The sequence below is a fragment of the Streptomyces roseoviridis genome, assembly GCF_039535235.1.
Taxonomy (GTDB): Bacteria; Actinomycetota; Actinomycetes; order Streptomycetales; family Streptomycetaceae; genus Streptomyces; species Streptomyces roseoviridis.
Map to the genome: position 1 here is coordinate 951,745 of NZ_BAAAWU010000001.1, position 21,675 is coordinate 973,419.

General features: G+C 72.8%; 19 protein-coding genes, 1 tRNA gene, 1 pseudogene and 1 riboswitch. Of the genes and pseudogenes, 8 read left to right on the forward strand and 13 right to left on the reverse strand.

Translation table 11 applies throughout. The annotated features are described in order from the left end of the window. Positions 1-82: 82 nt before the first annotated feature. Both ABD954_RS04100 and ABD954_RS04105 read left to right on the forward strand, forming a co-directional pair. Positions 83-796, forward strand: a pseudogene (locus ABD954_RS04100) (IS701 family transposase); the annotation flags it as partial. 219 nt (positions 797-1,015) lie between these two features. Then, positions 1,016-2,245, forward strand: a complete 1,230-nt coding sequence (locus tag ABD954_RS04105) for an IS701 family transposase (protein WP_345484368.1) — start codon at positions 1,016-1,018, stop codon at positions 2,243-2,245. Between the two features lie 300 nt (positions 2,246-2,545). On the opposite strand, the gene ABD954_RS04110 is transcribed toward ABD954_RS04105, so the two are convergent. Next, a tRNA-Pro gene (locus ABD954_RS04110) sits at positions 2,546-2,619 on the reverse strand. 124 nt (positions 2,620-2,743) lie between these two features. Here ABD954_RS04110 and ABD954_RS04115 point away from each other — a divergent pair. From ABD954_RS04115 to ABD954_RS04125, 3 genes are all read left to right on the forward strand, one after another. Continuing rightward, positions 2,744-3,442 (forward strand): transketolase, encoded by a 699-nt coding sequence (locus ABD954_RS04115; RefSeq protein WP_345484369.1) that lies wholly within the window; start codon positions 2,744-2,746, stop codon positions 3,440-3,442. A gap of 51 nt (positions 3,443-3,493) precedes the next feature. Next, positions 3,494-4,387 carry a transketolase family protein gene (locus tag ABD954_RS04120; RefSeq protein ID WP_345484370.1) on the forward strand — a complete coding sequence of 298 codons (894 nt, stop codon included), beginning with the start codon at positions 3,494-3,496 and terminating at the stop codon, positions 4,385-4,387. Between the two features lie 518 nt (positions 4,388-4,905). After that, complete coding sequence (locus ABD954_RS04125; protein WP_345484371.1) at positions 4,906-6,105, forward strand: acyl-CoA dehydrogenase family protein; 1,200 nt, start codon at positions 4,906-4,908, stop codon at positions 6,103-6,105. Between the two features lie 96 nt (positions 6,106-6,201). On the opposite strand, the gene ABD954_RS04130 is transcribed toward ABD954_RS04125, so the two are convergent. The 6 genes from ABD954_RS04130 to ABD954_RS04155 form a co-directional block, all read right to left on the reverse strand. Then, positions 6,202-6,771, reverse strand: a complete 570-nt coding sequence (locus ABD954_RS04130; RefSeq protein WP_345484372.1) for a GAF domain-containing protein — start codon at positions 6,769-6,771, stop codon at positions 6,202-6,204. Next, the gene (locus ABD954_RS04135) at positions 6,768-7,403 is read right to left on the reverse strand and encodes a GTP-binding protein (protein ID WP_345484373.1); all 636 of its coding nucleotides are present in this window, start codon (positions 7,401-7,403) and stop codon (positions 6,768-6,770) included. The genes ABD954_RS04130 and ABD954_RS04135 overlap by 4 nt, the downstream gene beginning before the upstream one ends. Further along, positions 7,381-7,752: a DUF742 domain-containing protein gene (locus tag ABD954_RS04140; protein ID WP_345484374.1), complete on the reverse strand. Its 372-nt coding sequence runs from the start codon at positions 7,750-7,752 to the stop codon at positions 7,381-7,383. Before ABD954_RS04140 ends, ABD954_RS04135 begins: the two co-directional genes overlap by 23 nt. A gap of 2 nt (positions 7,753-7,754) precedes the next feature. Further along, entirely contained in the window at positions 7,755-8,189 is a 435-nt protein-coding gene (locus tag ABD954_RS04145) for a roadblock/LC7 domain-containing protein (protein WP_345484375.1), read from the reverse strand. A gap of 7 nt (positions 8,190-8,196) precedes the next feature. Further along, positions 8,197-10,068, reverse strand: a complete 1,872-nt coding sequence (locus ABD954_RS04150; protein ID WP_345484376.1) for a sensor histidine kinase — start codon at positions 10,066-10,068, stop codon at positions 8,197-8,199. Positions 10,069-10,582: 514 nt separating this feature from the next. Further along, positions 10,583-10,960 carry a hypothetical protein gene (locus ABD954_RS04155; protein ID WP_345484377.1) on the reverse strand — a complete coding sequence of 126 codons (378 nt, stop codon included), beginning with the start codon at positions 10,958-10,960 and terminating at the stop codon, positions 10,583-10,585. Positions 10,961-11,043: 83 nt separating this feature from the next. On the opposite strand from ABD954_RS04155, the gene ABD954_RS04160 reads away from it, so the two are divergent. After that, complete coding sequence (locus tag ABD954_RS04160) at positions 11,044-14,322, forward strand: NACHT domain-containing protein (RefSeq protein WP_345484378.1); 3,279 nt, start codon at positions 11,044-11,046, stop codon at positions 14,320-14,322. A 69-nt stretch (positions 14,323-14,391) separates the two neighbouring features. On the opposite strand, the gene ABD954_RS04165 is transcribed toward ABD954_RS04160, so the two are convergent. Then, positions 14,392-15,591, reverse strand: coding sequence for an MBL fold metallo-hydrolase (locus ABD954_RS04165; protein ID WP_345484379.1), 1,200 nt, complete (start codon positions 15,589-15,591; stop codon positions 14,392-14,394). A 117-nt stretch (positions 15,592-15,708) separates the two neighbouring features. Here ABD954_RS04165 and ABD954_RS04170 point away from each other — a divergent pair, with 117 nt between their 5' ends. After that, positions 15,709-16,350 (forward strand): TetR/AcrR family transcriptional regulator, encoded by a 642-nt coding sequence (locus ABD954_RS04170; protein WP_345484380.1) that lies wholly within the window; start codon positions 15,709-15,711, stop codon positions 16,348-16,350. A 196-nt stretch (positions 16,351-16,546) separates the two neighbouring features. On the opposite strand, the gene ABD954_RS04175 is transcribed toward ABD954_RS04170, so the two are convergent. From ABD954_RS04175 to ABD954_RS04185, 3 genes are all read right to left on the reverse strand, one after another. Then, entirely contained in the window at positions 16,547-17,323 is a 777-nt protein-coding gene (locus ABD954_RS04175) for an SIMPL domain-containing protein (RefSeq protein ID WP_345484381.1), read from the reverse strand. 184 nt (positions 17,324-17,507) lie between these two features. Beyond that, positions 17,508-18,272 (reverse strand): SGNH/GDSL hydrolase family protein, encoded by a 765-nt coding sequence (locus tag ABD954_RS04180; RefSeq protein WP_345484382.1) that lies wholly within the window; start codon positions 18,270-18,272, stop codon positions 17,508-17,510. Between the two features lie 188 nt (positions 18,273-18,460). Next, positions 18,461-19,447, reverse strand: coding sequence for a M23 family metallopeptidase (locus ABD954_RS04185; RefSeq protein WP_345484383.1), 987 nt, complete (start codon positions 19,445-19,447; stop codon positions 18,461-18,463). Between the two features lie 4 nt (positions 19,448-19,451). Next, positions 19,452-19,606: riboswitch (cyclic di-AMP (ydaO/yuaA leader) on the reverse strand. 372 nt (positions 19,607-19,978) lie between these two features. Here ABD954_RS04185 and ABD954_RS04190 point away from each other — a divergent pair. Beyond that, positions 19,979-20,776 (forward strand): tyrosine-protein phosphatase, encoded by a 798-nt coding sequence (locus ABD954_RS04190; protein ID WP_345484385.1) that lies wholly within the window; start codon positions 19,979-19,981, stop codon positions 20,774-20,776. 16 nt (positions 20,777-20,792) lie between these two features. Here ABD954_RS04190 and ABD954_RS04195 read toward each other — a convergent pair whose 3' ends face one another. Continuing rightward, positions 20,793-20,948 carry a DUF6126 family protein gene (locus ABD954_RS04195; RefSeq protein ID WP_345484386.1) on the reverse strand — a complete coding sequence of 52 codons (156 nt, stop codon included), beginning with the start codon at positions 20,946-20,948 and terminating at the stop codon, positions 20,793-20,795. Between the two features lie 19 nt (positions 20,949-20,967). Next, a complete protein-coding gene (locus ABD954_RS04200) occupies positions 20,968-21,603 on the reverse strand; it encodes a helix-turn-helix domain-containing protein (RefSeq protein ID WP_345484387.1) in 636 nt (211 codons plus the stop codon). Between the last annotated feature and the right edge of the window lie 72 nt (positions 21,604-21,675).

The following is a 21,675-nucleotide window of genomic DNA, read 5'->3' on the forward strand; positions in this document are numbered from 1 at the left end:
GTCCAATGTGCAGTGACGACGAGGACATCGAGGTGGTCCGCCCGCTCGAGGGCGGGGGCCGGCTCGTGAAGCACCGTTGCGGCCGGCATCCTGGACCGACGACCGCGAACGCTGCCGACGGGCCGGCATCGACGACACGGTCGCCTTCGAGACCAAGGTGGCGATGGCCAGGGCGATGGTCCGCCGGGCGATCGAGGAAAAGATCCCGCTCGGCTGGGTCACCGCGGACGCCGGCTACGGCTACTCGAAAAGCTGGCGGAGTGAGCTGGAACGAGCGGACGTCTTCCATGTCATGGCCACCACCCGGCACGACACCGTCGTCACCCGCTGGGCGATCGACCACCCCGTCCACGACCTGCCCCGGCAGAAGTGGAAGCGCCGGTCCTGCGGGAACGGAGCCCACGGGCCACGGGTCTTCGACTGGGCGAGAGTGGAGGTCCGGCCCTGGCACCGCGAGGACCGCCGCCACTGGGTGATCGCCCGCCGCAGCGTGAGCCGGCCCGAGGAGATCTGCTACTACATCGCCTACTGCCCCGCCGGCACCACACTGGACCAGCTCATTCACGTCGCGGGCAGCCGGTGGGCCGTTGAGGAGTGCTTCCAGAGCGCGAAGCAGGAGTGCGGCCTGGACGACTACCAGGTCCGCCGTTACCCCGGCTGGCACCGCCACATGACCCTGGCCATGGCCGCCCACGCCTGCCTCACGATCCTGCGGGCCCGCGAGCTCGACGCCGGGAAAGCAGAAACGGATCCTCCGGCCTCGTCCCCCTCAGCCTTCCCGAGTTCAGACGGCTGATCCACCGGCTCACCCACCGCCGGCCGGTCTCGGTCGACCACGTCCTGCACTGGTCGACCTGGCGACGCCGACGACAGCACCAAGCCCGCACCAGCCACTACAAACATCGCGGCCACACACCACCGGAAACTGCCCAACCATCAGGGCAAAAACCGTTGCAGTACTAGTAGTGCTTCGTTACGTCGAGTGATCTCGCCTGGTGGTGGGCATCTGTCGGCTATGAGGCTTGGGGAGGTGGAACGGCTCCGGGGCGAGTTAGCGGGGTTCGTTGCCGATGTGTTCGCCTCGCTCCCGCGGCGGGATCAGCGGCGGTGGGGCGGGTGTTATCTGCGGGGTCTGATGCTGGACGGCCGGCGGAAGTCGATCCAGCCGATGGCCGAACGGCTGCCGGACGGGAACATGCAGGCCCTGCAACAGTTCCTGAACCAGTCGCCGTGGGATCCACTGCCGGTGCGGCGCCGGATCGCCGAACGGCTGAGCGAGGTAATCGCGCCTGAGGTGTGGGTGATCGACGACGTGTCGTTCCCCAAGTGCGGCACTGCTTCGGTGGGGGTGGCCCGGCAGTACTGCGGAGCGCTGGGCAAGCGGGCGAACTGCCAGGTCGCGGTCAGCGTCCACGCGGCCACCGACACCGCGTCGTGCCCGCTGGAGTGGGAGCTTTTCCTGCCCGAGGAATGGGCCGACGATGACCGGCGGCGCCGACGGGCCGGGGTCCCTGACGAGGTTCGGTATGTCTCCAAGGGTCGGTTGGCTCTGGGGCTGCTGGACCGACTGGCCGCGCAGGGTCTGGTGGTGCCGGTGATCGTGGCGGACGCCGGTTACGGCCGCAGCGTGTCCTTCCGGCTGGAGCTGGAGGAACGCGGCTGGTCCTATGTGATGGCGGTCGACCCGAAGGAGATCGCCCGTCCGGTCGCGGCTGAGCCGTTCCAGCCGGCCTACGGCGGTCTGGGGCCGCCCACGCTGCCCCGCTATCGCGAGCCGGCCCGGCCCCTGACCTCGTTCATCACATCGGACACCTCGTTCGAAGAAGTCGTCTGGCGGCAGGGCAGCAAGGGACGGATGACCTCGCGTTTTGCCGTGATCGAGGTCCGGCCGTCGGGCAAAGAAGCCTGCCGCACCGCCCAGGAACAAGCCGGAGGCCGCAGCAGCTGGGACGGTGTTCTGCCTCTGCGGACCCTGCTGGTCGAGCAGCCCGAAGACACCGACGGGCCGACCGGCTATTGGATGACCAACCTGCCCGCCACCACCCCGATCACCGACCTGGTCCGGTGGGCGAAGATGCGCTGGCGGATCGAGCACGACTACCGCGAGCTCAAGCACGGCCTGGGCCTGGATCACTTCGAGGGCCGCACCTGGCGCGGCTGGCACCACCACGTCACTCTCGTCACCGCCGCCCAGGCCCTCCTCACCCTGCGGCGGCTCGACCCAAAAGCTCACACGCCGGCCTGACCCTCTATCAGATCCTCGACACCCTCCAGGACCTGCTGCAGTGCTGGACCGGCACCTGCACCACCTGCGGCCGACGCCTGCCCCGCAACAGAACCAGACTGAGAACCTAACGAAGCACTACTAGGCGCCGCACTGACCGCCCACCTCAGCGTGCTCCCCGCACCCCGGTCCCTGCCGAGCCCGATCGTTGTGGCCCGCTGACGCGGTCAAGGCGGGTTGGTCCCCAAGTGGTCCCCATAAACGAGTCAGGGGCCGTTTCAGATCTCTCTGAAACGGCCCCTGACCTGCGACTCTTTCGAGTCGGGACGACAGGATTTGAACCTGCGACCCCTTGACCCCCAGTCAAGTGCGCTACCAAGCTGCGCCACGTCCCGGTGCCCGTCTGACCTGGGGTTTCCCCGGCCGAACGCGCATGAGAACAATACCGCACTTCCGCGCGTGGTCACGAACCGGTTTGCAGTTGACCTCAAGCGCGCTTGAGGTAGCACGGTGGGTGCCATGACGAACACGACGTACGCACAGGACGACATCCGGCGACTGCACCGGCTGATGGCGCTGATGACCGGGGACGAGAAGCACTCGCCCGCCGCCACCTCCACTCTCGACGCGCTGTGGGTGCTCTACGACCGGGTTCTGCGGGTGTCGCCCGCGACCGCGCGGGATCCGGGGCGGGACCGGTTCCTGCTGTCGAAGGGGCACGGGCCGATGGCGTACTACGCCGTCCTCGCCGAGAAGGGGTTCGTCGAGGAGGAGGCGCTGAGCGGGTTCGGCGGGTACGACTCGCCGCTCGGGCACCATCCGGACCGCACGCTCGTGCCCGGCGTGGAGATCGGCAGCGGGTCGCTCGGGCACGGGCTGCCGCTGGCCGTGGGGAGCGTCCTCGGACTGCGGGCCCAGGGGCTCACCGAGCCGCGGGTCTGGGTGCTGATCGGGGACGCCGAGCTGGACGAGGGCAGCAACCACGAAGCACTCGCCTACGCCGGGCCCGCCGGGCTCGAACAGCTGCACACGCTGGTGATCGACAACAGCTCCGCCAGCTACGGCTGGCCGGGCGGGATCGCCTCGCGGTTCTCGGCGGCCGGCTGGTCGGCCGAGACCGTGGACGGACGCGACCACCAGGCGCTGTACGCCGCGTACACCGCCCCGCACCCCGGCCGGCCCCGTGCGGTCGTCGCCCGCGTCGAGCCCAAGAGCTGACCACGCGCGGCCGTTCCCCTCTCCCCTCTCTCAGCCCTGGAGAAGATCCCCGTGGACACCATGCGTGACCGTTTCATCGCCACCACCACCCGCCTGCTCGACGACGACCCCCGCCTCGCGCTCCTGCTCGCCGAGATCAGCAAGGACGGCTTCCAGCAGGCCCTCCTGCGCCATCCCGAGCGGGTGATCAACGTCGGCATCCGCGAGCAGCTGCTCATCGGGGCCGGCGGCGGAATGGCGCTCACCGGAATGCGGCCGATCATGCACACCTTCGCCAGTTTCCTGGTCGAGCGCCCCTTCGAGCAGGTCAAGCTGGACTTCGGGCACCAGGGTGTGCACGGGATCCTGGTCAGCGCCGGCGGTTCGTACGACTGGCCGGCCAGCGGCTTCACCCACATGTCGCCGGGTGACGTGGCACTGATGGACACCCTGGACGGCTGGACCGTGCACGTGCCGGGGCATCCGGACGAGGCCGAGGCACTGCTGCGGGAGGCGGCCGCCGGGGACGGGTCGGTCTATCTGCGCCTGTCGGTGCACGCCAACTCCTCGCCGCAGCCGATCGGCGGGGGCGGCTTCACCCCGCTGCGCGAGGGCTCTCGGGGGGTCGTCGTCGCGGTGGGTCCGATGCTCGACCACACGCTGGCCGCGACCGAGGGCCTGGACGTGACCGTGCTGTACGCCACGACCGTCCGGCCCTTCGACGGCGAGGGTCTGCGCCGGGCCGTCGCCGGCGCCCGCCCGGACGTGGTGCTGGTGGAGCCCTACCTCGCCGGGACGTCGACGGCCGTGGCGAACGACGCCCTGGCGGAGGTGCCGCACCGGGTCCTGGGGCTCGGCATCGGGCGGCGCGAGCTGCGTCGTTACGGCTCCGTCGAGGAGCACCTCGCCGGTCAGGGTCTCGACCCCGCGTCACTGCGGGCGCGGATCGCCGCCTTCCTGTCGTGAGCAGCGCCCAGGCGCGGGCTCACGCGCACGGGACCGCGCACGCTCCGTGACGCGCGCTGCCCGCTCTGTTCACCACGCTCCTGCGCCGGGGGTTGCCTCCACGCGCCCCCGTGGGTGACTCCACGAGCGGTTCGCCGGCCCCCGCCCCCGGTGGTTCCTGGTCTCCAGGCCACCGGGGGCGGTTCCGGAATGCCGTCTCTTCGGTGATGAAGTGACGTATGGGGCGACCCGGCCCCTCTCGACGCCATATGCCCGTGAACTCGTTGCCGTTGGCATGTGGCAGAAAGATGCCCCCGGGGAATGTCCTCCGGACCGGACTGAGCAGGCCAAGACCACGCGAAACACAGTCGGAAACAAACGTCAACCGTTCCGGTTTCGGACAAATTTGGTGGCGATATTGCTCCGCTCAAGAAAGATCAACACCATGAAGTGGTCGGCCTGTTCGGGACGGGACCACTGCCGATGCACCACCTGCTCGGACCACTCGACGAGCAGGCGTTTCGCAGGGGAGGACTCGAATGGACGGCTACTTCAGCAGTCGGCTGCATCACCAGCTCCGGGAGGAGGTCCGGGACTTTGCTGAGAGTGAGGTTCGGCCACGGATACCGGAGATGGAGGCGTCGCGCACGGTCCACCACGAACTGTCGCGGCTGATCGCCCGACAGGGCTGGCTGGGCGCGACTATCGGCCACGAGTACGGCGGCATGGGCGCCGGCCATCTGGCCAAGACGATCATCATCGAGGAGCTGTCGCGGGTCAGCGGCGCGATGGGCGCCATGGTCCAGGCCTCGCAGCTCGGCACCGCCAAGATCGTGCACTTCGGCAGCGACGAACAGCGCAAGACCTGGCTTCCGGCCATCGCGGCCGGCGACTGCCTGCCGACCATCGCGGTCACCGAACCCGAGTCCGGCGGCCATGTCCTCGGCATGTCCGCGAGCGCGGTGCGTGACGGCGACGACTACATCCTCAACGGCAGCAAGGTGTACGTCGGCAACAGCCATGTCGGCGACCTTCACGGCGTCGTGGTCCGAACCGGTCCCGGTTCGAAGGGACTTACCGCCTTCCTGGTCGAATCCGATCGCCCGGGGTTCCGGACCGGTCCGCAACAGGCGGCCATGGGGCTCCACGGCTTCAGCTTCGGCGAGCTCATCTTCGAGAACTGCCGGGTACCGGCCTCCAACCGGCTCGGCGACGAGGGCGACGGCCTGGCCGTCGCGTACTCCTCCAGCGTCCTGTACGGCCGCGCCAATCTCACCGCCGTGTCCCTCGGCATCCACCGGGCGATCCTGGAGGAGACCACCCGCTTCGCCACCGAGCGCATCCGCTACGGAAAGCCGCTCGCCGACCTGCCCACGGTGAAGCTCAAGCTGGGGCAGATGCAGTCGCGTCTGATGACGGCCCGGCTCGCCGCCTACCACGCCGTCCATCTCCTCGACCAGGGCATGTCCTGCGACACCGAGCTCATGAACGCCAAGCTGGTCAACGTCGAGTCGGCCATCGACTCCGGGCGCAACGCCATGGAGATCCACGCCGCGGCCGGCCTCTTCACCGACCGGCCCATCGAGCGGTACCTCCGCGACGCGCACCACATCTTCGCCCCCGCGGGCACCTCCGACATCCAGCTCCTGCGCCTGGCCGAGGTCGCCCTCGGCCAGGACAAGGGCAGCTGGTCGGAGCGGCTCTCCGATCTCGTCCGCATGGAACCCGCGCACATCTGACGCACGTGGACGGAAGAAACGTGCCCCGGAGTCCGGCAAAGGAGCCGAACACCGGGGCACCGGTACGCGCCCGCCCGCGAAGGAGCCGGGGACGTGTCAGATCCTGCCGTCCTCGCGGCGGTGGATCTGCTCCACCAGCTCCGCCGCCATCGCCTTGATCGTCTCCAGACCGGCGCGCCCCCAGGGCCGCACGTCCGTGTCGACCACGCAGATCGTGCCCAGGGCCACGCCCGTACGGTCGATCAGCGGAGCACCCATGTACGAGCGGATGCCGATCTCGTCCACGACCGGGTTGCCCGCGAACCGCGGGTAGTCGCAGACGTCCTCCAGGACCAGGGCCTTGCGGCGCACCACCACGTGCGGGCAGTAGCCGTGGTCGCGGGCCATGAAGCGGCCGACCCCGCCGCCGGCGGCGGTCGCCCCGAGGTCCGTGCCGGAGTGGGTGCCGGCAGGGGTGTGCAGGCCGGCGAAGAACTGCCGGTTCTCGTCGATGAAGTTGACCATCGAGAAGGGGGCGCCGGTCACCTCCGCGAGACGGTGGGCGAATTCGTCGAAGGCCGGGTCGGGCTGCTCGCCGAGCCCCAGTTCGCGCAGACGGCGGACCCGGGCGGGCGCCTCCTGGTCGACGGGGGTCAGCAGCAGGTGACCGGTCGGATCGTAGGTCATGGCGTGGCTCCGTAGCTCGGCACGGCGGCCGGGATGGTGGTGAGCAGATGCTGGACGAGGGTCAGCAGGGTGCGGATGCCGGAGCTGGAGATCCGGGCGTCGCAGAGCACCACCGGGACCGTGGGCTTGAGGTCGAGGGCCGCCCGCACCTCGTCCGGGTCGTAGCGGTAGGCGCCGTCGAACTCGTTGACCGCGACCACGAATTGGATGCCCCTCCGCTCGAAGAAGTCGACGGCGGAGAAGCAGTCCTGGAGGCGTCGGGTGTCGGCGAGGACGACCGCCCCGAGCGCACCCTCGGAGAGCTCGTCCCACATGAACCAGAAGCGCTCCTGGCCCGGTGTGCCGAAGAGGTAGAGGACGTTCTTGTCGTCGAGGGTGATGCGCCCGAAGTCCATCGCGACCGTGGTCGTGGTCTTGGACTCCACGCCCTCCAGGCTGTCGGTGGCCGCGCTGACCGAGGTCAGCAGCTCTTCGGTGCTCAGTGGTTCGATCTCGCTGACGGCGCCCACGAACGTGGTCTTGCCCACGCCGAACCCGCCCGCCACCAGAATCTTCAGCGCGGTGGGAAACGGGTCGGCGGCGAAGCCTTCGGGACCACGTTCGTGGCGCTCAGAGCCGTTGTCGTAGGCCATCGAGCACTGCCTCCAGCAAGGAACGGTCGGTTGGATTGGCGTGGAAGCGGGGGGCGCGGGCGGTGAGCGCCCCGCAGTCCACGAGGTCGGAGAGCAGGACCTTGGTGACGACGGCCGGGAGCCGTAAGTGCGCCGCGATCTCCGCCACCGAGGTGGGTCCGTCGCACAGCCCGAGGGCCAGGCTGTGCTCGGGACCCATGTGCGGCTGGGGGGCCGTGCCGGTCGCCATCACCATCGAGAGCAGGTCGAGCGCCGCCGTGGGCTGGGTCCGCCCGCCGCTGACGGTGTACGGGCGGATCAGCCGGCCGGCCGCGTCGTCGAGCCAGGGCCCTTCCTGTGGGGACCCCATGTTCACTGCCCCGCACTGCCCGCCGCGCCGGCGGCCTGTCTGGCCGGCGTGACCAGATAGGGCCGCACGCTCTTGACGAGCATGGCCATCTCGTACCCGAGGACGGCGGCGTCGGCCTCCCGGCCCGCGAGGACCGCGAGACAGGTGCCGGACCCGGCGGTGGAGACGAACAGCAGCGTGGAGTCCAGTTCGACCACGACCTGCCGGACCTCTCCGCCGTCGCCGAAGCGCGCACCGGCACTGCGGCCGAGCGAGTACAGGCCGGAGGCCAGCGCGGCCATGTGGTCGGCCGCGTCGGGGTCGAGGCCGTGGACGGACTTCACGAGGCCGTCGGAGGAGAGCAGTACGGCGTTACGGGTGTACGGGACCCGCTGGACCAGGCCGCTGAGCAGCCAGTCGAGATCCGAGGAATGGCCGTTCGGCGCATTGCTCGCCATGGTGCATCTACTCCTTGTGCGCGTCACCGGGACGCAGCGGTTCACGGGGGGCGGGCTGGGATTCTGCGAGGCCGATGCCGCGCTGGAACGCGGCCATGAGGCCCGGGTCGTGCAGGGCGTGCTCCTCGGGCCTGCGGGCCGCGGGCTCGTCGCGCAGCTGCGGGACGAGATGCTCCTGGGCGCGCCGCTTGGGGAGCACGGGCCTGCCCGGTGCTCCGGAGACCGGGGCCGGGGGGACCTCGGTCGCCGGGGCGGGGTGGGCGGTGCCGGAGCCGTGGCTTCCGGCGTGGTGGGACGGTGACGGGATCCCGGCGGTCGGGGGAGCGCCGGTCATCGCGCCGGTGGGGGCCGCGGGCCGCTGTACGGGGGGCGCGACCGGGCCGGCGGGGGCCTGCGGAGCCGGCTGGTGGGCCTGCGCCGGTACGGGGGCGGGCGCGGGGGGCTGCGCGGCGGGGGCGTGCGGCATCGGGGCGGTGGCCGGAGCGGCGGACTGACCGGTCCGCTCCGGGGCCGCGGGGGCCGGCTGCGGCATCTGGACCTGGCCGTCGAGCTGCCGGGAGTGCGCCTGTGCCTGCGCGGCGACCTGGGCCTGGGCCTGGGCGGCCTGTCCCTCGCCCCGGGCGAGGCCCTCGGGGTCCGCGCCGAGCAGGCCCTGCGGCAGGACGAGGACGGCCTGCACGCCTCCGTAGATGTTCGACTGGAGCCGTACGGCGATGCCGTGGCGCCGGGCGAGGGCCGAGACCACGAAGAGTCCGATGCGGCCGTCCTGGAGCAGGTGCGCCACGTTGACCTGGTCGGGGTCGGAGAGCAGCGCGTTCATCTTGTTCTGCTCGGCGACGGGCATGCCGAGTCCGCGGTCCTCGACCTCGATGGCCAGGCCGGCCGTCACGTACTGGGCGCGCAGCAGCACGGTGGTGTGCGGCGCGGAGAACAGCGTCGCGTTCTCGACCAGTTCGGCGAGGAGGTGGATGACGTCGGCCACGGCATGGCCCCGGAGCGTACCGTCGATCGGCGGGACGAGCTTCACCCGCGGGTACTGCTCGACCTCGGCGATGGAGGAGCGCAGCACCTCGGTCATGGTGACCGGGTTGGACCACTGGCGGCGGGAGATGGCGCCGCCGAGGACGGCAAGGTTCTCCGCGTGCCGGCGGATGCGGGTGGCCAGGTGGTCGACGTGGAACAGGCCCTTGAGCAGCTCGGGGTCCTCGACCTCGTTCTCCAGCTCGTCGAGGAGCTGGATCTCGCGGTGGACGAGGGACTGGAGCCGGCGGGCGAGGTTGACGAAGACCTCGACCTTCTGTTCGTTGCCGACGCTGCTGGACAGCTTGGACGCCTGGACCACGGCGGTGACGGCGGCCTCGTGGGAGCGGGTCAGCTCCTGGGCCAGCAGGTCGAACTCGTCGCCGGAGGGGGAGCCGGCGGGCAGCGCGGGCCGGGGCGCCGGGCTCTCGCCCCTGCGCAGCTGTTCGAGGACCGTACGCAGTTCGCTCTGGCTGCGGGCGCTGGAGCGGCGCAGGGCGTTGGCGCGGTCGAGGACCGCCTTGGCGGCCCGGTCGGCGCCGAGCGCGGCGGCGGTCACCGAGGCCACCGTGAGCGCCGCGGCGCCGGTGAGCGCGGCCCACAGGCCGGGCGTGAGGGAGGCGCCGGTGGAACGGATCGTGAACAGCACGGCGGCGGCGCCGCCGAGCGCCACGGCGACCGCGGGAAGGACGGAGGTACGCAGGAGTTGGGGGCGTATGCGGGCCTCGGGGGGAAGCGGCGCGGTGGACGGGGCGGAGCCGGCGCCGGTCGCGCCGGCGGCGGTGCGGGCGCCTGGCCGGCCGTGCCGCCCGCCCTCGCGGCGTTCGGACCGCGCGGCGGGTGCGCGAAGTTGAGACATGAGTGTCCTTGGTACGTGCCCAGGATTCGGCGTACTACGGGGGTGCACTACAGGGGGAGGTGTCCTACGTGGGTGTGATGAGCCTACCGATGATCACCAAGCAGCCACTGTAGTCGTCAACCGTTCATGTGCGGTGCGCAGTTGGCAAACTTACCCGTAGAGCGCCCCGGTCTGGTATCGCCCTTCGTACGACAGGCCGAGAAGGTTTGGCCGAAAGTCGTCGGGCGCGAGGGTGCGGAAGCGGAGCGGAAGACGGCGTACGCGGGCGGGGGCCGCATCCCTCCGCAGGCTCCGCCCCTGACCGGAATCCGTTGCAGGGGCGCACGCCGGGAAGCGCGCCTCCGCCCCGGCGCACGCCACCCACCTCCTTCGCGCCGCCCTTCGCCCCCGGACCCGGCCCGTCCGGATTCGCGTTCGCGCAGGCGTACGGGAGGCGGATCGACGGCGCCCCGGAAGACGGCCGCCGGGGCGGCCGGCGGGGCGGCCGACGGCCTGGGCCCGCCGGTGCTCCCCCTCAGGAGGAACGGCCGCCGAAGGTGATGTCTCCGTGGAAGTCCCGGCCCTGGATCACCGTCCCTTGCGTGCCGCCCGTGATCTGGCTCGTGACGTCCCCGCCCCGCGCGGCGACCTCCGCGTTGGCCTGCCGCCGCCAGGTCTCCAGCGCGGTGGCGAAGTCCGGATCCTGCCGGGCGCGTTCGTTGAGCAGCTCGGCGAGCCGGGCGGCCCGTTCCTCGGTGCGCGGGGGTTCGGCCGTCAGCGCCGGTTCGTCCTCGCCGGGACGGGGCCCCCTTCGGGTGACCAGATCGTGCAGGGACGCCCAGATCTGCTGCCCGGCCGCACCGGCCGTCCCCGAGGCGAGAGCCACGAGCAGTCCTGCCGTGATGGGTTCCACGCGGGTCCTCCAGTCGTTCGTCAAACGTGGACGTGCGGACGTATGGGTATGGTGCCGCACGATGGTCTGCTTACGGGGTGCGCATGGCGACTGAACCGAGCGAGGACCCGGACGGGTCGGTGAACCGGCAGCCGGGCTGGACGAGCGTCTTCAGCGGCAACGCCCAGGTCGTCGTACAGGCGCGCACGATCATCGGCCAGCTGGCCTTCCACGGCAGCGGCGTCGACGCCTGGCCGGCGGTCGCCGCCCACGCCGTCGCCCTCGCCCTGTCCGTCGTGACGGGGCTGCTCGGCTGGCAGGCCCTGGACCGCCTGGGCTCCCAGAAGCCGCCGGCGCTCACCTGGCTGCTGGCCGCGGGAGCCGTGCTCGGCCTCGCCGGCACCGCCCTGCAGCTGCGCAGGGCCCGGCGCAGGTGGCGGGGCTATCGCGCCCTGGACGAGGAGTACCGGCTGAACTCGGCCGCCGCGCTGCTCGCCGCCACCACGAAGGCCACCTGGGAACGCGAGGAGCAGGCCCGGCAGTTGTACGACCCCGCTCCGCTGCCGGTGCGCTGGCACTGGGTCGACCGCCCCCTGACGGAGCACGCCCCGGACGCGCGTGCCGAGCCCCCGGCGGCGGGCGGAGGTCTCGACGACATCCGGCACGCCTTCAGGACGGCCTCGAACCGTCTGGTCGTGCTGGGCGGTGCCGGGGCCGGCAAGTCCGTACTGGCGGCGCGCTTCGTGCTCGACCACCTCCGGTACCGCAGGGCTCACGATCCGGGGGAACCGGTCGCCGTCCTCCTGCCGTTGTCCTCCTGGAATCCGGCGACGACGCCGTTCGAGAGGTGGGTCGCCGCCCGGGTCGTCCAGACGTGTCCCCCGCTCGCCGATCCGGGCGATCCCGACACGGCGGTCAAGCTGTACCGCACGGGCAGGCTCCTGCTGGTCCTCGACGGTCTCGACGAACTGCCCGAGGGCGCCCGCCCCGAGGTCATCGCCGCCCTCAACCAACGGCAGGGCGCGACCACCGGCCCCGTCCTGCTGACCAGCCGTCCCACGGAGTACCGGGAGGCGACCCGCGCGCACGCGGGCTCCCTGCGCCCCTCCGGCGTGATCGAGCTGGCGCCGCTCGCGGCGGCGGACCTGCGGGAGTTCCTGCCCCGCACCGTCGATCCGGTCCGCGACGGCGCAGAGGGCGGCTCGGCCTGGCGGACGGTCCTGGACGCCCCCGGAGAGCGGGGCGCGCTCCTCGGCGAGGTCCTGTCCACGCCGCTGATGGTCGCCCTGGCGCGCGCCGCCTACGGCGAGACCGGCGCCTCCCCGTCCGAACTGTTGCGGGAGGACGTGTTCCCGGACCGCGACGCCGTCGAGCACCACCTCCTCGACCAGTTCGTCACCGCCGTCTACCGCCGGGGCCCGGGCCCCGACCCGGCCACGGGACGGCCCGGCCCGCAGTGGACCGCCGTCCAGGCCCGGGCGTGGCTGACCACCCTGGCCCGGCGCCTGCGTCGCCTCGGGCTGCGTGAGATCACCTGGTGGCGGCTGACCCCCGGCGTCCCGGAGGCCGCCCGCGCGGCGCTGGAGGTCCTCGCCCTGGCCCTCGCGCTCGCCGTCACCGGCTGGCTGGTCCTCGGACAGCCGCCCCGGCCGGAGCGTCCTCCCCCGCCGTACGTGCTCGGCTGCCAGGCCGTGGCGTGTCTGGCCGCGCTGCTGACCCGGCCGTTCGGGACCCCGGACAGCGGGATCGCGCCGCGCCGGATCACCGTTCGCGGGCGAGGGCGGGACTTCGCCGTACAGGGCGCGATCGCCGCGGTCGTGGTGCTGCCGATCGGATGGTCCCTGCACGTCACGCCCGTCGTCCTGGCCGGCCTGCCGCTGCTGTTCGCGCTGCGCGTCTTCGTGGACCACGCCGTGGACGTCACGCGGGCCGGGAGTCCCTGGCAGCTGCTGCGCTCCGACCGTCTCTCGGTGCTGCTCCTGGCCCCGGTCCACGCGTTGCACGGCGAGGGGCCCGCCGCGGTCCGCTCCTGGCTCCTCGCCTGGACGGCCCTCGGCCCGCTGGTCGTCGTGACGGCCTGGCACCGCACGGGTGGTCACGACACGGTCGGCCCGCTGATCTGGGCGGTCGCCGCGGCCGGCTCACTGGTGTCGCTCGCCCTGCTCGGCGTCGCCGCGTCGGCCTGGTGGGCCTTCACGGCCACCCGCGTCGCCCTCGCGACCACCGGCCGGCTGCCGTGGGCGCTCGGCGCGTTCCTGGAGGACGCGCACGACCGGGGCGTCCTGCGCCAGGCCGGCGGTGTCTACGAGTTCCGGCACGCGCGGCTCCAGGAGCGCCTCGCCGGCCGCCCCGCCACGGAACCCGCCGAGCCCGGCCGCGTCCCGCTCCCGCCCTCGTGGGTCAACCTGGCCGCGGTGCCCGCCGCCCTGGCGGTCCTGATGGGCACGAGTCTCACGCCGGGCGCGCCGGGGCCGTACACGAGCGAGGAGCTGGGCTGCCCGCGCCTGGACGTGCCGACGGGCTACGTCCAGAGGTCGGCCGAGCGGTCGAGCCCGGACCGGTACTCCTGTTCCTGGGAGAGCCGGACGGACACGGCGTCGGCCCCGCTGGACCGGTCGGGCCCGCTCCCCGTCCCCGACAGCCGCTACGTGGGCTCCTCCTTCCTCAACCTCTTCGTGGAGGTCGTGCGCCCCAAGACGTCACGCAGCGCCGTGGAGGTGGCCGCCGAGCTGTTCGCCGTCATGAGCGACCGGTGGGGGGCGCACAGGGTCCGCGGTCCCGGCCAGGAGGCCGCCGTCTCCGGCCCCGGCACTCCGTCGTACGCCCTCGTCCGGGTCGAGAACGTCATCGTCGTGGCGCAGACCGGGGACTCACGGCGGGCCTGCATCGACACGACCGACGACGTCGCCCTCGCCCAGGCGGCGGCGGCCCTGCGCCACCTGGGGATCTCCGACGGGGCACCGCCGGCCGGCGTCTCGTCGACGCCCTGGTGCGAGGCGTCCCTCGACGCGGACGATCAGGCCGCCCCGCCCCCGGCGCCCACGCCCAGCCCGGCCCCGGCCCCGTCCGGACCGCCCGAGGCGTCACCGGTTCCGACGGAGCTGCGGATCGACACCGACGGTGGCCGGCGGAGTCACCACTGCCGCGGAGGGGCGGTCGAGATCCATGCCGACGAGGTCAGTCTGACCCTGACCGGGTCCTGCGACGGGGTGTACGTCTACGGGGAGGGGAACGCGGTCTGGGTGCGCAAGGCCGACACCGTCCGGCTCACCGGCAGGCGCAACACTGTGTGGTGCCAGGAGCCCGCGTCCGAGGTGCACGACCTGTCGGGCGTCGCCCACGGCGAGCCTCCGACCGGCATGCTCCTCGGCTGCGGGCCCTGACCCTCGTACGAGGGGCGTGCCGGCGGGCACGCCCCTGCCCGGCTCGTCCGGTCCCGTCCCCGGCCGACGTCAGCGTTCACCGGCCAGGTCGAGATCGCGCTCCGGCGCGTCGGCGGGAGCCTGGGCCGGCTGCGACCGGCGCCAGGGGCGGGCGAGGGGCCGGGAGATCGTGCGCCACCAGGCGTCCGCGGGCAGCTCCCCGGCGGGCTCGAACGGCTCACCGGGTCGCGGGAACGCCGCCGCCTGGCCGGCCTCCTCGGCCGCGTCCCTCGTCCACTCCCCCGGCTCGGCCCACGCGTGCGGCGCCAGGTTGAAGGTGCCCCAGTGGATCGGCAGCAGCACCCCGTGCGGACCGCCGCCCTGGAGGTCGAGGTGGGCGCGCAGCCCCTCGGCGGGGGTCATGTGGATGTCGGGCCAGTACTCGGAGTACGCCCCGATCTGGATCATGGTGACGTCGAAGGGGCCGTGGGCGGCGCCGATCTCCCGGAAGCCGGAGAAGTAGCCGGTGTCGCCGCTGTGGTAGATCCGGTGCTCGGGCCCCGCGACGACCCAGGAGGCCCACAGGGTGTGCTGCTGGTTGCGCAGGCCCCGGCCGCAGAAGTGGCGCGCGGGCGTCGCGGTCAGCCGCAGGTCGCCGACCTCGGCCGACTCGTTCCAGTCGAGCTCGCGCAGCCGGGAGGCGGGCACGCCCCAGCGCTCCAGGTGGGCGCCGACGCCGAGCGGGACGGCGAAGAGGGTGCCGGTGCGGACGAGCGCCTTGATCGTGGGCAGGTCGAGGTGGTCGTAGTGGTCGTGCGAGATCACCACGACGTCGACCGGGCCGAGCGAGGCGAGCGGTACGGGGGCGGGGTGCAGGCGCCTGGGACCCGCGAAGGCGAAGGGCGAGCAGCGCTCGCCCCAGACCGGGTCGAAGAGCACCCGGTGCCCGTCGATCTCGGCGAGGACGCTGGAGTGCCCCATCCAGGTGATCCGCAGACCGTCGGCCGGCGGCCGGGCCAGGTCGGCGAGGGTGGTCGGGTGCACGGGGATCGTGCCGCTGGGGGCCCGGCGCGCCCGCGCCTCCTTCGCGAAGTAGACCTTGGCGAACTCGATGCTCGAACCGGAGGGCCGGTGCCGGGCCTCCTGCGGGTTCCGGAAGACGCCGTCGGCGAAGTTCGGGGAACGGCGGATGCGCTCCAGGCGCTCCCCCGCTGGGTCGGCGCCGAAGGCCGCGGGGCGCAGCGCGCGCAGCCGTGCCCGCAGCGTGTGGTCGGAGCCAGTGCCGGTCACAGGACCTCCTGAAGTCGAGGGTCCCTTCATTATGTGCGGCCCGGCGCGTCGTCGGCGGCCCGGGCCGGACCGGCCTGACTGGTCATGCCCTTGTCATGTGCTGTGTAGGGTCGGAGCGTGGCGAGAAAGCGGTTGAGCGTGACGGAGCGGCGGGAAGCACTGCTGCGGGCTGCCGTCGTCCAGATCGAGGCCCGGGGCGCCACGGCCGTGCGGATCGCCGACGTGGCCGCCGAGCTCGGGGTGAGCAACGCCCTGGTCCTGTACCACTTCGAGACGAAGGAACAGCTGGTCGCGGCGGCCTTCGCGCACGCGGCCGAGGAGGACCTGGCCCGGCTGCGCACCCTGCTCGGCCGGCGGACCAGCGCGGTACGGCGCTTGCGGGCGGCGGTCCGCTGGTACGCCCCGACCGGGCAGGCCAAGGGCTGGCGCCTGTGGATCGAGAGCTGGGCGGCCGCCCTGCGCGAACCGGCACTGCGTGAGGTCGCCGGCTCCCTGGACCAGGCGTGGAAGACCGAGCTCGCCTCGGTGATCGCCGAGGGCGCGGCGGCCGGCGAGTTCACCTGCCCCGATCCGACCGCCGCGGCCTGGCGCCTCACCGCCTTCCTCGACGGCCTCGCCGTCCAGATGACCTCCTACCCCGGCGCCCTCCCCCGCGCCACGATGCTCCAATGGGCGGACGCGGCCCTCGCCCGCGAACTGGGCCTGCCGTCGGTCGCCGACGGCCGGACACGGGGGCCGGAGGGCGGTGCGGGTACGTAGGGGCTCCGACCGCACCGGGCCCCGACCGCACCCGGGCCGGAGGGCGGCACGGACGCACTGCGCCCGCGGACCGGAGCGACGGACCGCGCGGACCGGGCGACGACGGAGCGGCCGGCGACGCGCGGGTCCAGGCAGCCGATCCCGCCCCACGAGCACCGGGGGCCGCTCCGCTCCCGCGCCTCCGAACGCCCGGCGGTCACACCAGTTCGTAGACCGCCGTGACCGAGACGTGTTCCTCGATCTCGCCGGGGGCCAGCGGGACGCCCTCGCCGCCGTCGGCCGGGGCGCTGGGAACGGCTCCCGGAGCGGGGCGGACGCTCTCGCCCTCGGTGAGGGAGACCAGGCGCCCGAGCCGGTGCCCGCTGAGCCGGGCGTGCTGCGCGGCCTTGTCGTGGGCGTCGCGGTGGGCCGCCTCGCGGGCCCTGGCGCGCAGGCCGGTGGGGTCGGCGACGTCGAACACGACGCCGTTGACGCGGCCGGCGTCCCCCGTGGCGTCGCTGACGGCGCTGACGATCTGCCCGGTCCTGTCGATGTCGCGGACCTTCACGGAGAAGCTCTGTCCGGCCTGGTAGCCGGTCACCTTGCTCTCGCCCCCGCCGGACTGCGCGTACACCGGCGACAGGGACAGGCTCTCGGTGCGGATGTCCCGGTCGGCGACGCCCTGCTCGCGCAGCGCGGCGAGGAGCGCCTTGGCCGCCGCGCTCTGGGCGGCCATCGCCTCCTTGGCGGTCTTGCGGGTCGCCTCGACGCCGACCGAGACCACGGCCACGTCGGGCGCGGCGGCGGCCCGGCCGCTGCCGCTGACCGTCACGGTCGCCTGCGTGGCGGGCCGTACGGCGGCGGCCGCCGCGACGGTACCGGGGGCGGCGGCGAGCGCGGGCGCGGCGCCGGCGAGCAGCAGCCCCCCGAGCGCGGCGCCCACGGCGAGGGCGAGGGCCGGGGTACGGGCTCCGGTGGGGTGACGGGACGTCATGGGCGGTCCTTTCGGCAGTGGTTGCCGCGGCGGCTGCCGTGGTGCGGCGCGCACATCCCACCAGCCGCTCCCGGCGGCGCCCCCGCGCCACTCCTGGGCGGGCCCGATCCTTCACCTCTCCGTACCACCGGCGCCGTGGCGCGGCCCGGGGCCGCGCCCCCACCGCCTGGCGAGCGCCGGTGGCCTACAGGGGCATCAGGTCCGGACGCTTGGCCGCGACGTGGTCGCCGGAGCTCTCGCCGCGCAGGCGGCGCCCGATCCAGGGGACGAGGTACTCCCGCGCCCAGTGGATGTCGTCCTTGCGGACCTCCAGGGTGCCGCGCGCGGGCAGGGGCGGCCAGGGCTGCTCCGGGTCGGCCGGTACGGGCAGGCCGAGGACCTGGGCGGCGCGCATCGCGACGCGGGTGTGGCCCTCGGGTGACAGGTGGAGCCGGTCCTCGTCCCAGGCGCGGCGGTCCTGGACGGACCGGAGCGACCACAGGTCGAGGACGGGGCAGCCGTAGCGGTCGGCGATGGCCCGGACGTGCCCGTTGTACGTGGCGATCTTGCCGCGCAGGTGCTTGAGCAGGGGCACGTCGCGGGTGTCGAAGCCGGTCGTCACCATGACCGTGCCGACGGCGGACGTCAGGTCGGCGACGGCCCGCTCGAAGCGCTCGGCGACGTCGTCGGGGTCGGTGCCGGGGCGGATGATGTCGTTGCCGCCGGCGCAGAAGGTCACGAGGTCGGGGGCGAGTTCCTTGGCCCGCGGGACCTGTTCGACGACGATCTGGTCGAGGAGGCGTCCCCGTACCGCCAGGTTGGCGTAGCGGAAGTCGTGCTCCGGCAGCTGGTCGGCGAGGAGGACCGCGAACCGGTCCGCCCAGCCGACGAAGGTCCCGTCGGGCCCGGGGTCTCCGACGCCCTCGGTGAAGCTGTCACCGATCGCCGCGTACGACCCGAATGCGTTCATGTCTCTTGATGTCGAATCGTCTGCCACGGGAGCACATCATTCCCCTCCGGTTGTGACCTACGCGACCGTAAGGAGGGGTTGACGGTGGGTGACATATGCCACCGATAAAGATTGTCCCAAGCCGGAATACGCCGGGGCCCGGCACGTGGTGTGCCGGGCCCCGGGCGGACGCGCTGTCGGACGGTGTGTCAGATGCCCACGCCGTGCTGGCGGAGGTAGGCCAGCGGGTCGATGTCGGAGCCGTAGCCCGGACCCGTGCGGATCTCGAAGTGCAGGTGCGGGCCGGAGGAGTTGCCGGTCGAGCCGGACAGGCCGATCTGCTGGCCGCCGCTCACGGACTGGCCGGCGGAGACGGACAGCGAGGAGAGGTGGGCGTACTGCGAGTAGGTGCCGTCGGCGTGCCGGATGACGACCTCGTTGCCGTAGGCGCCGCTCCAGCCGGCCGAGTGGACGGTGCCGGCGCCGACCGCGCGGACGCTGGTGCCGGAGGAGGCGATGAAGTCGACACCGGTGTGGTAGCCGGAGGACCACATCGAGCCGGAGGCGCGGTACGGGGTGGAGACGCCGCCGCCGACGGGGGCGACCCAGCCGGAGGAGGAGGCCGCACCCGACGACGAGGAGGAGGAGGACGACGACGAGGCGGCCGTGGACGCGGAGGAGCCCGCGTCCGAGGAGCGCTCGGCGGCACGGGAGGCGCGCTGCTGGTCGCCGGAGGACTTGGCGGCGCTCTTGGCCTTGGGCGCGGCCTTGGCGGGGGCCTTGGGCGCGGCGGCCGGGGCCTTGGCGGTGGACGTGCCGCCGAGGGTGAGCTCCATGCCGGGCAGGATCAGCGAGGGGTTCTGGCCGATCACCTGACGGTTGTCGCGGTAGAGCTTCTGCCAGCCGCCGGCGAGGTCGTGCTCGTCGGCGATCTTGGACAGGTAGTCGCCGCGCACGACGGTGTACGTCGTGGGGGCGGCCTTCTTGCCGGCGGTCGCCGCGGCCGGGGCCTTGGCGGGGGCCGCGGCGGCGACGGCCTGCTGCGGAGCGGCGGCCGGGGCGGCCTGCTCGGCGGCGTGCGCGCCGGTGGCGCCGATGAGCGGGAGGGCGACGACGGCGCCTCCGGCGCCGGCGGCCACGAATCCACGGGTGATCGGGTTGGCCTTGGGACGGCGGTGCTTACCCTTCGCGGGCATGGCGAATTCCTCTCCGTCGCCTGCGAGGTGAGCTGTCGGGTTCGGACTGGAGATGTCCGGCCGCGCGGTCGCGCGGCTTCACCCCGAGCCGTCCTTCATCGAGGGATCGGCGTACTACCTGGGTCCCCCGCTCCTGCCTGGTACGGGTGGGTGCGGATTCCGGTCGGCGGCAGGATTCGGCGGTCCGTCCGGATTGAGCGCGACGCTAGACGAGGGGAGCCGACGGGAACAAGCCACTGTTTTCGCCGGAGTCGTGATCCCGGGAAATCCGACCGGAATTCCGGTCACCCTCCGTCGATGACGGCCCCTCGATTTCCCTTTCCACAAGGGAATTTGGAAAAGACGATCAGGCACGGTCCGTCACGTTTATGACGCTGCTCACGCCCGCTTCCCCATCTCCCCTGCAACCAGGGCGCGTTATACCTAAACCCTCAATTCGGACAGAACACCCATTCCTGCCCGAGGGGGTGCGTGCGAGGTCTCCCACCTGGATGATTGCCCCGAGAACCGATCTCGAGACCAGGAGCAACCGTGACGCAAGCGACGACCGAGCCCGAGCTCACCGGCGTACGCAACTTCCGCGATGTGGGCGGACTGCCGACCGTGGACGGCCGGACCGTGCGCCACGGAAGGCTCTTCCGCAGCGGACACCTGGCGCACGCCACCGCCGAGGACGCCGCCTTCCTCGCGGGCCTGGGGCTGCACACGGTCTTCGACTTCCGCAACGAGGCGGACCGGCGCGTGGAGGGGCCCGACGTGGAGCTCCCGGGCGTGCGGAACGTGAACATACCGCTGAGCGACCCCGCCGACGGCAAGGAGTTCTGGGCGCTCGTCCGCTCGGGCGACCTCGGTCAGCTGCGCGAGCTGCTCGGCGACGGCAAGGCCGCCGCCCGGATGTCCGGTTCGTACCGGAAGATCATGGTCGAGCGGACCGCCGAGCACAGCCGGATCCTGCACGCGATGGCGGAGGACAGCGTCCCCGCGCTGATGCACTGTGCCGCCGGCAAGGACCGGGCCGGCCTGTCGATCGCGGTCTCGCTGCTGGCCGTGGGCGTCGAGCGGGACGCGATCGAGGAGGACTACCTGAAGTCGAACGCGCCGCACCGCCGCTACAAGGTGCAGCGCAGCTCCACCGCCCCGGACGCCATGTCGCCGGAGGTGATGGAGCTGCTGAGCCCGCTGTTCGACGCGCGGGCGGAGTACCTGCGGGCGGCCTTCGAGACGATCGACGCGACCTGGGGCTCGGTGGACGCCTACCTCACCCAGGGGCTGCGGCTCTCCCCGGAGACCCGGGAACTGCTGCGCGAGCGGCTGCTCGACCAGGCGTGAGGACGGGCTGCCGGGCCTACTGGTTCTGGCCGCCCAGCATGAAGAGCAGATAGAGGAAGCCGGCGAAGAGGTGCCCGGCGACCAGGTAGGCGAAGAGGCGGAGCACCAGCCCCTTGGGGAACTTGCCGGCGCCGCGCTCCTCGCCGGTGACCGGTACGGACTTCTCGGACATGACGGTACCTTTCGGGATGTCAGCGGCGGTGCGGGGTCCCGTCACCGAGGCACAGCTCGGCGGCGGGGCTCTGCATCAGGGTGTGGACGAACAGCAGCTCCGCCCCCGCGCGGGTGGCGGCGCCGATCCGGTGCGGGGTGAGCGAGTCGAAGTGCGCGCTGTCCCCGGGGTCGAGGACGTGGACCGCCTCGCCGAGCGCGAGCCGCACCCGGCCCTCCAGGACGTGGATCCACTCCTCGCCGGGATGGACCCGCACGATGTCCTCGCGCGTGGCGTACGGCACGTGCACCCGCAGGCACTGCAGCGCGCGCCCGGCTCCGCCCGCCTGGCGGTAGATCCAGCCGTCGGCCTCGACCGGTTCCGAGCGCCCGCCGCGGACGACGGGATCGCGCTCGGGCGGCACCTCGCCGAGGAGCTCGGACACCGTCGTACCGTAGATGCGGGCCAGGGCGAGCAGCATCGGCAGCGAGGGCTGGCGGTGGCCCGTCTCGAGCCGGGACAGGTGGGCGGGCGAGAGGCCGGCCCGCCGGGCGGCGGCCTCCAGGGTCAGCCCCCGGCGCCGGCGCAGCTCCCGCAGCCGCGGGGCGACGTCGGGCAGCGCGTCGGGAGCGGGACGGGCGACGTGGGGGGCACTGTCCCCGGGGACGTGGTCCATGCGTCCATTGCGCCAGGATCCTGCCTCTGAGGCAACTTTCTTGCCTCAGAGACAAGCCCTGCACGTCCCCGG

Excerpts from the sequence above, each read along its gene's own strand:
- ABD954_RS04105 (WP_345484368.1), top strand. The coding sequence starts at position 1,016 with ATGAGGCTTGGGGAGGTGGAACGGCTCCGGGGCGAGTTAGCGGGGTTC.
- ABD954_RS04115 (WP_345484369.1), top strand. The coding sequence starts at position 2,744 with ATGACGAACACGACGTACGCACAGGACGACATCCGGCGACTGCACCGG.
- ABD954_RS04125 (WP_345484371.1), top strand. The coding sequence starts at position 4,906 with ATGGACGGCTACTTCAGCAGTCGGCTGCATCACCAGCTCCGGGAGGAG.
- ABD954_RS04130 (WP_345484372.1), bottom strand. The coding sequence starts at position 6,771 with ATGACCTACGATCCGACCGGTCACCTGCTGCTGACCCCCGTCGACCAG.
- ABD954_RS04135 (WP_345484373.1), bottom strand. The coding sequence starts at position 7,403 with ATGGCCTACGACAACGGCTCTGAGCGCCACGAACGTGGTCCCGAAGGC.
- ABD954_RS04140 (WP_345484374.1), bottom strand. The coding sequence starts at position 7,752 with ATGGGGTCCCCACAGGAAGGGCCCTGGCTCGACGACGCGGCCGGCCGG.
- ABD954_RS04145 (WP_345484375.1), bottom strand. The coding sequence starts at position 8,189 with ATGGCGAGCAATGCGCCGAACGGCCATTCCTCGGATCTCGACTGGCTG.
- ABD954_RS04150 (WP_345484376.1), bottom strand. The coding sequence starts at position 10,068 with ATGTCTCAACTTCGCGCACCCGCCGCGCGGTCCGAACGCCGCGAGGGC.
- ABD954_RS04160 (WP_345484378.1), top strand. The coding sequence starts at position 11,044 with ATGGCGACTGAACCGAGCGAGGACCCGGACGGGTCGGTGAACCGGCAG.
- ABD954_RS04175 (WP_345484381.1), bottom strand. The coding sequence starts at position 17,323 with ATGACGTCCCGTCACCCCACCGGAGCCCGTACCCCGGCCCTCGCCCTC.
- ABD954_RS04180 (WP_345484382.1), bottom strand. The coding sequence starts at position 18,272 with ATGAACGCATTCGGGTCGTACGCGGCGATCGGTGACAGCTTCACCGAG.
- ABD954_RS04185 (WP_345484383.1), bottom strand. The coding sequence starts at position 19,447 with ATGCCCGCGAAGGGTAAGCACCGCCGTCCCAAGGCCAACCCGATCACC.
- ABD954_RS04195 (WP_345484386.1), bottom strand. The coding sequence starts at position 20,948 with ATGTCCGAGAAGTCCGTACCGGTCACCGGCGAGGAGCGCGGCGCCGGC.
- ABD954_RS04200 (WP_345484387.1), bottom strand. The coding sequence starts at position 21,603 with ATGGACCACGTCCCCGGGGACAGTGCCCCCCACGTCGCCCGTCCCGCT.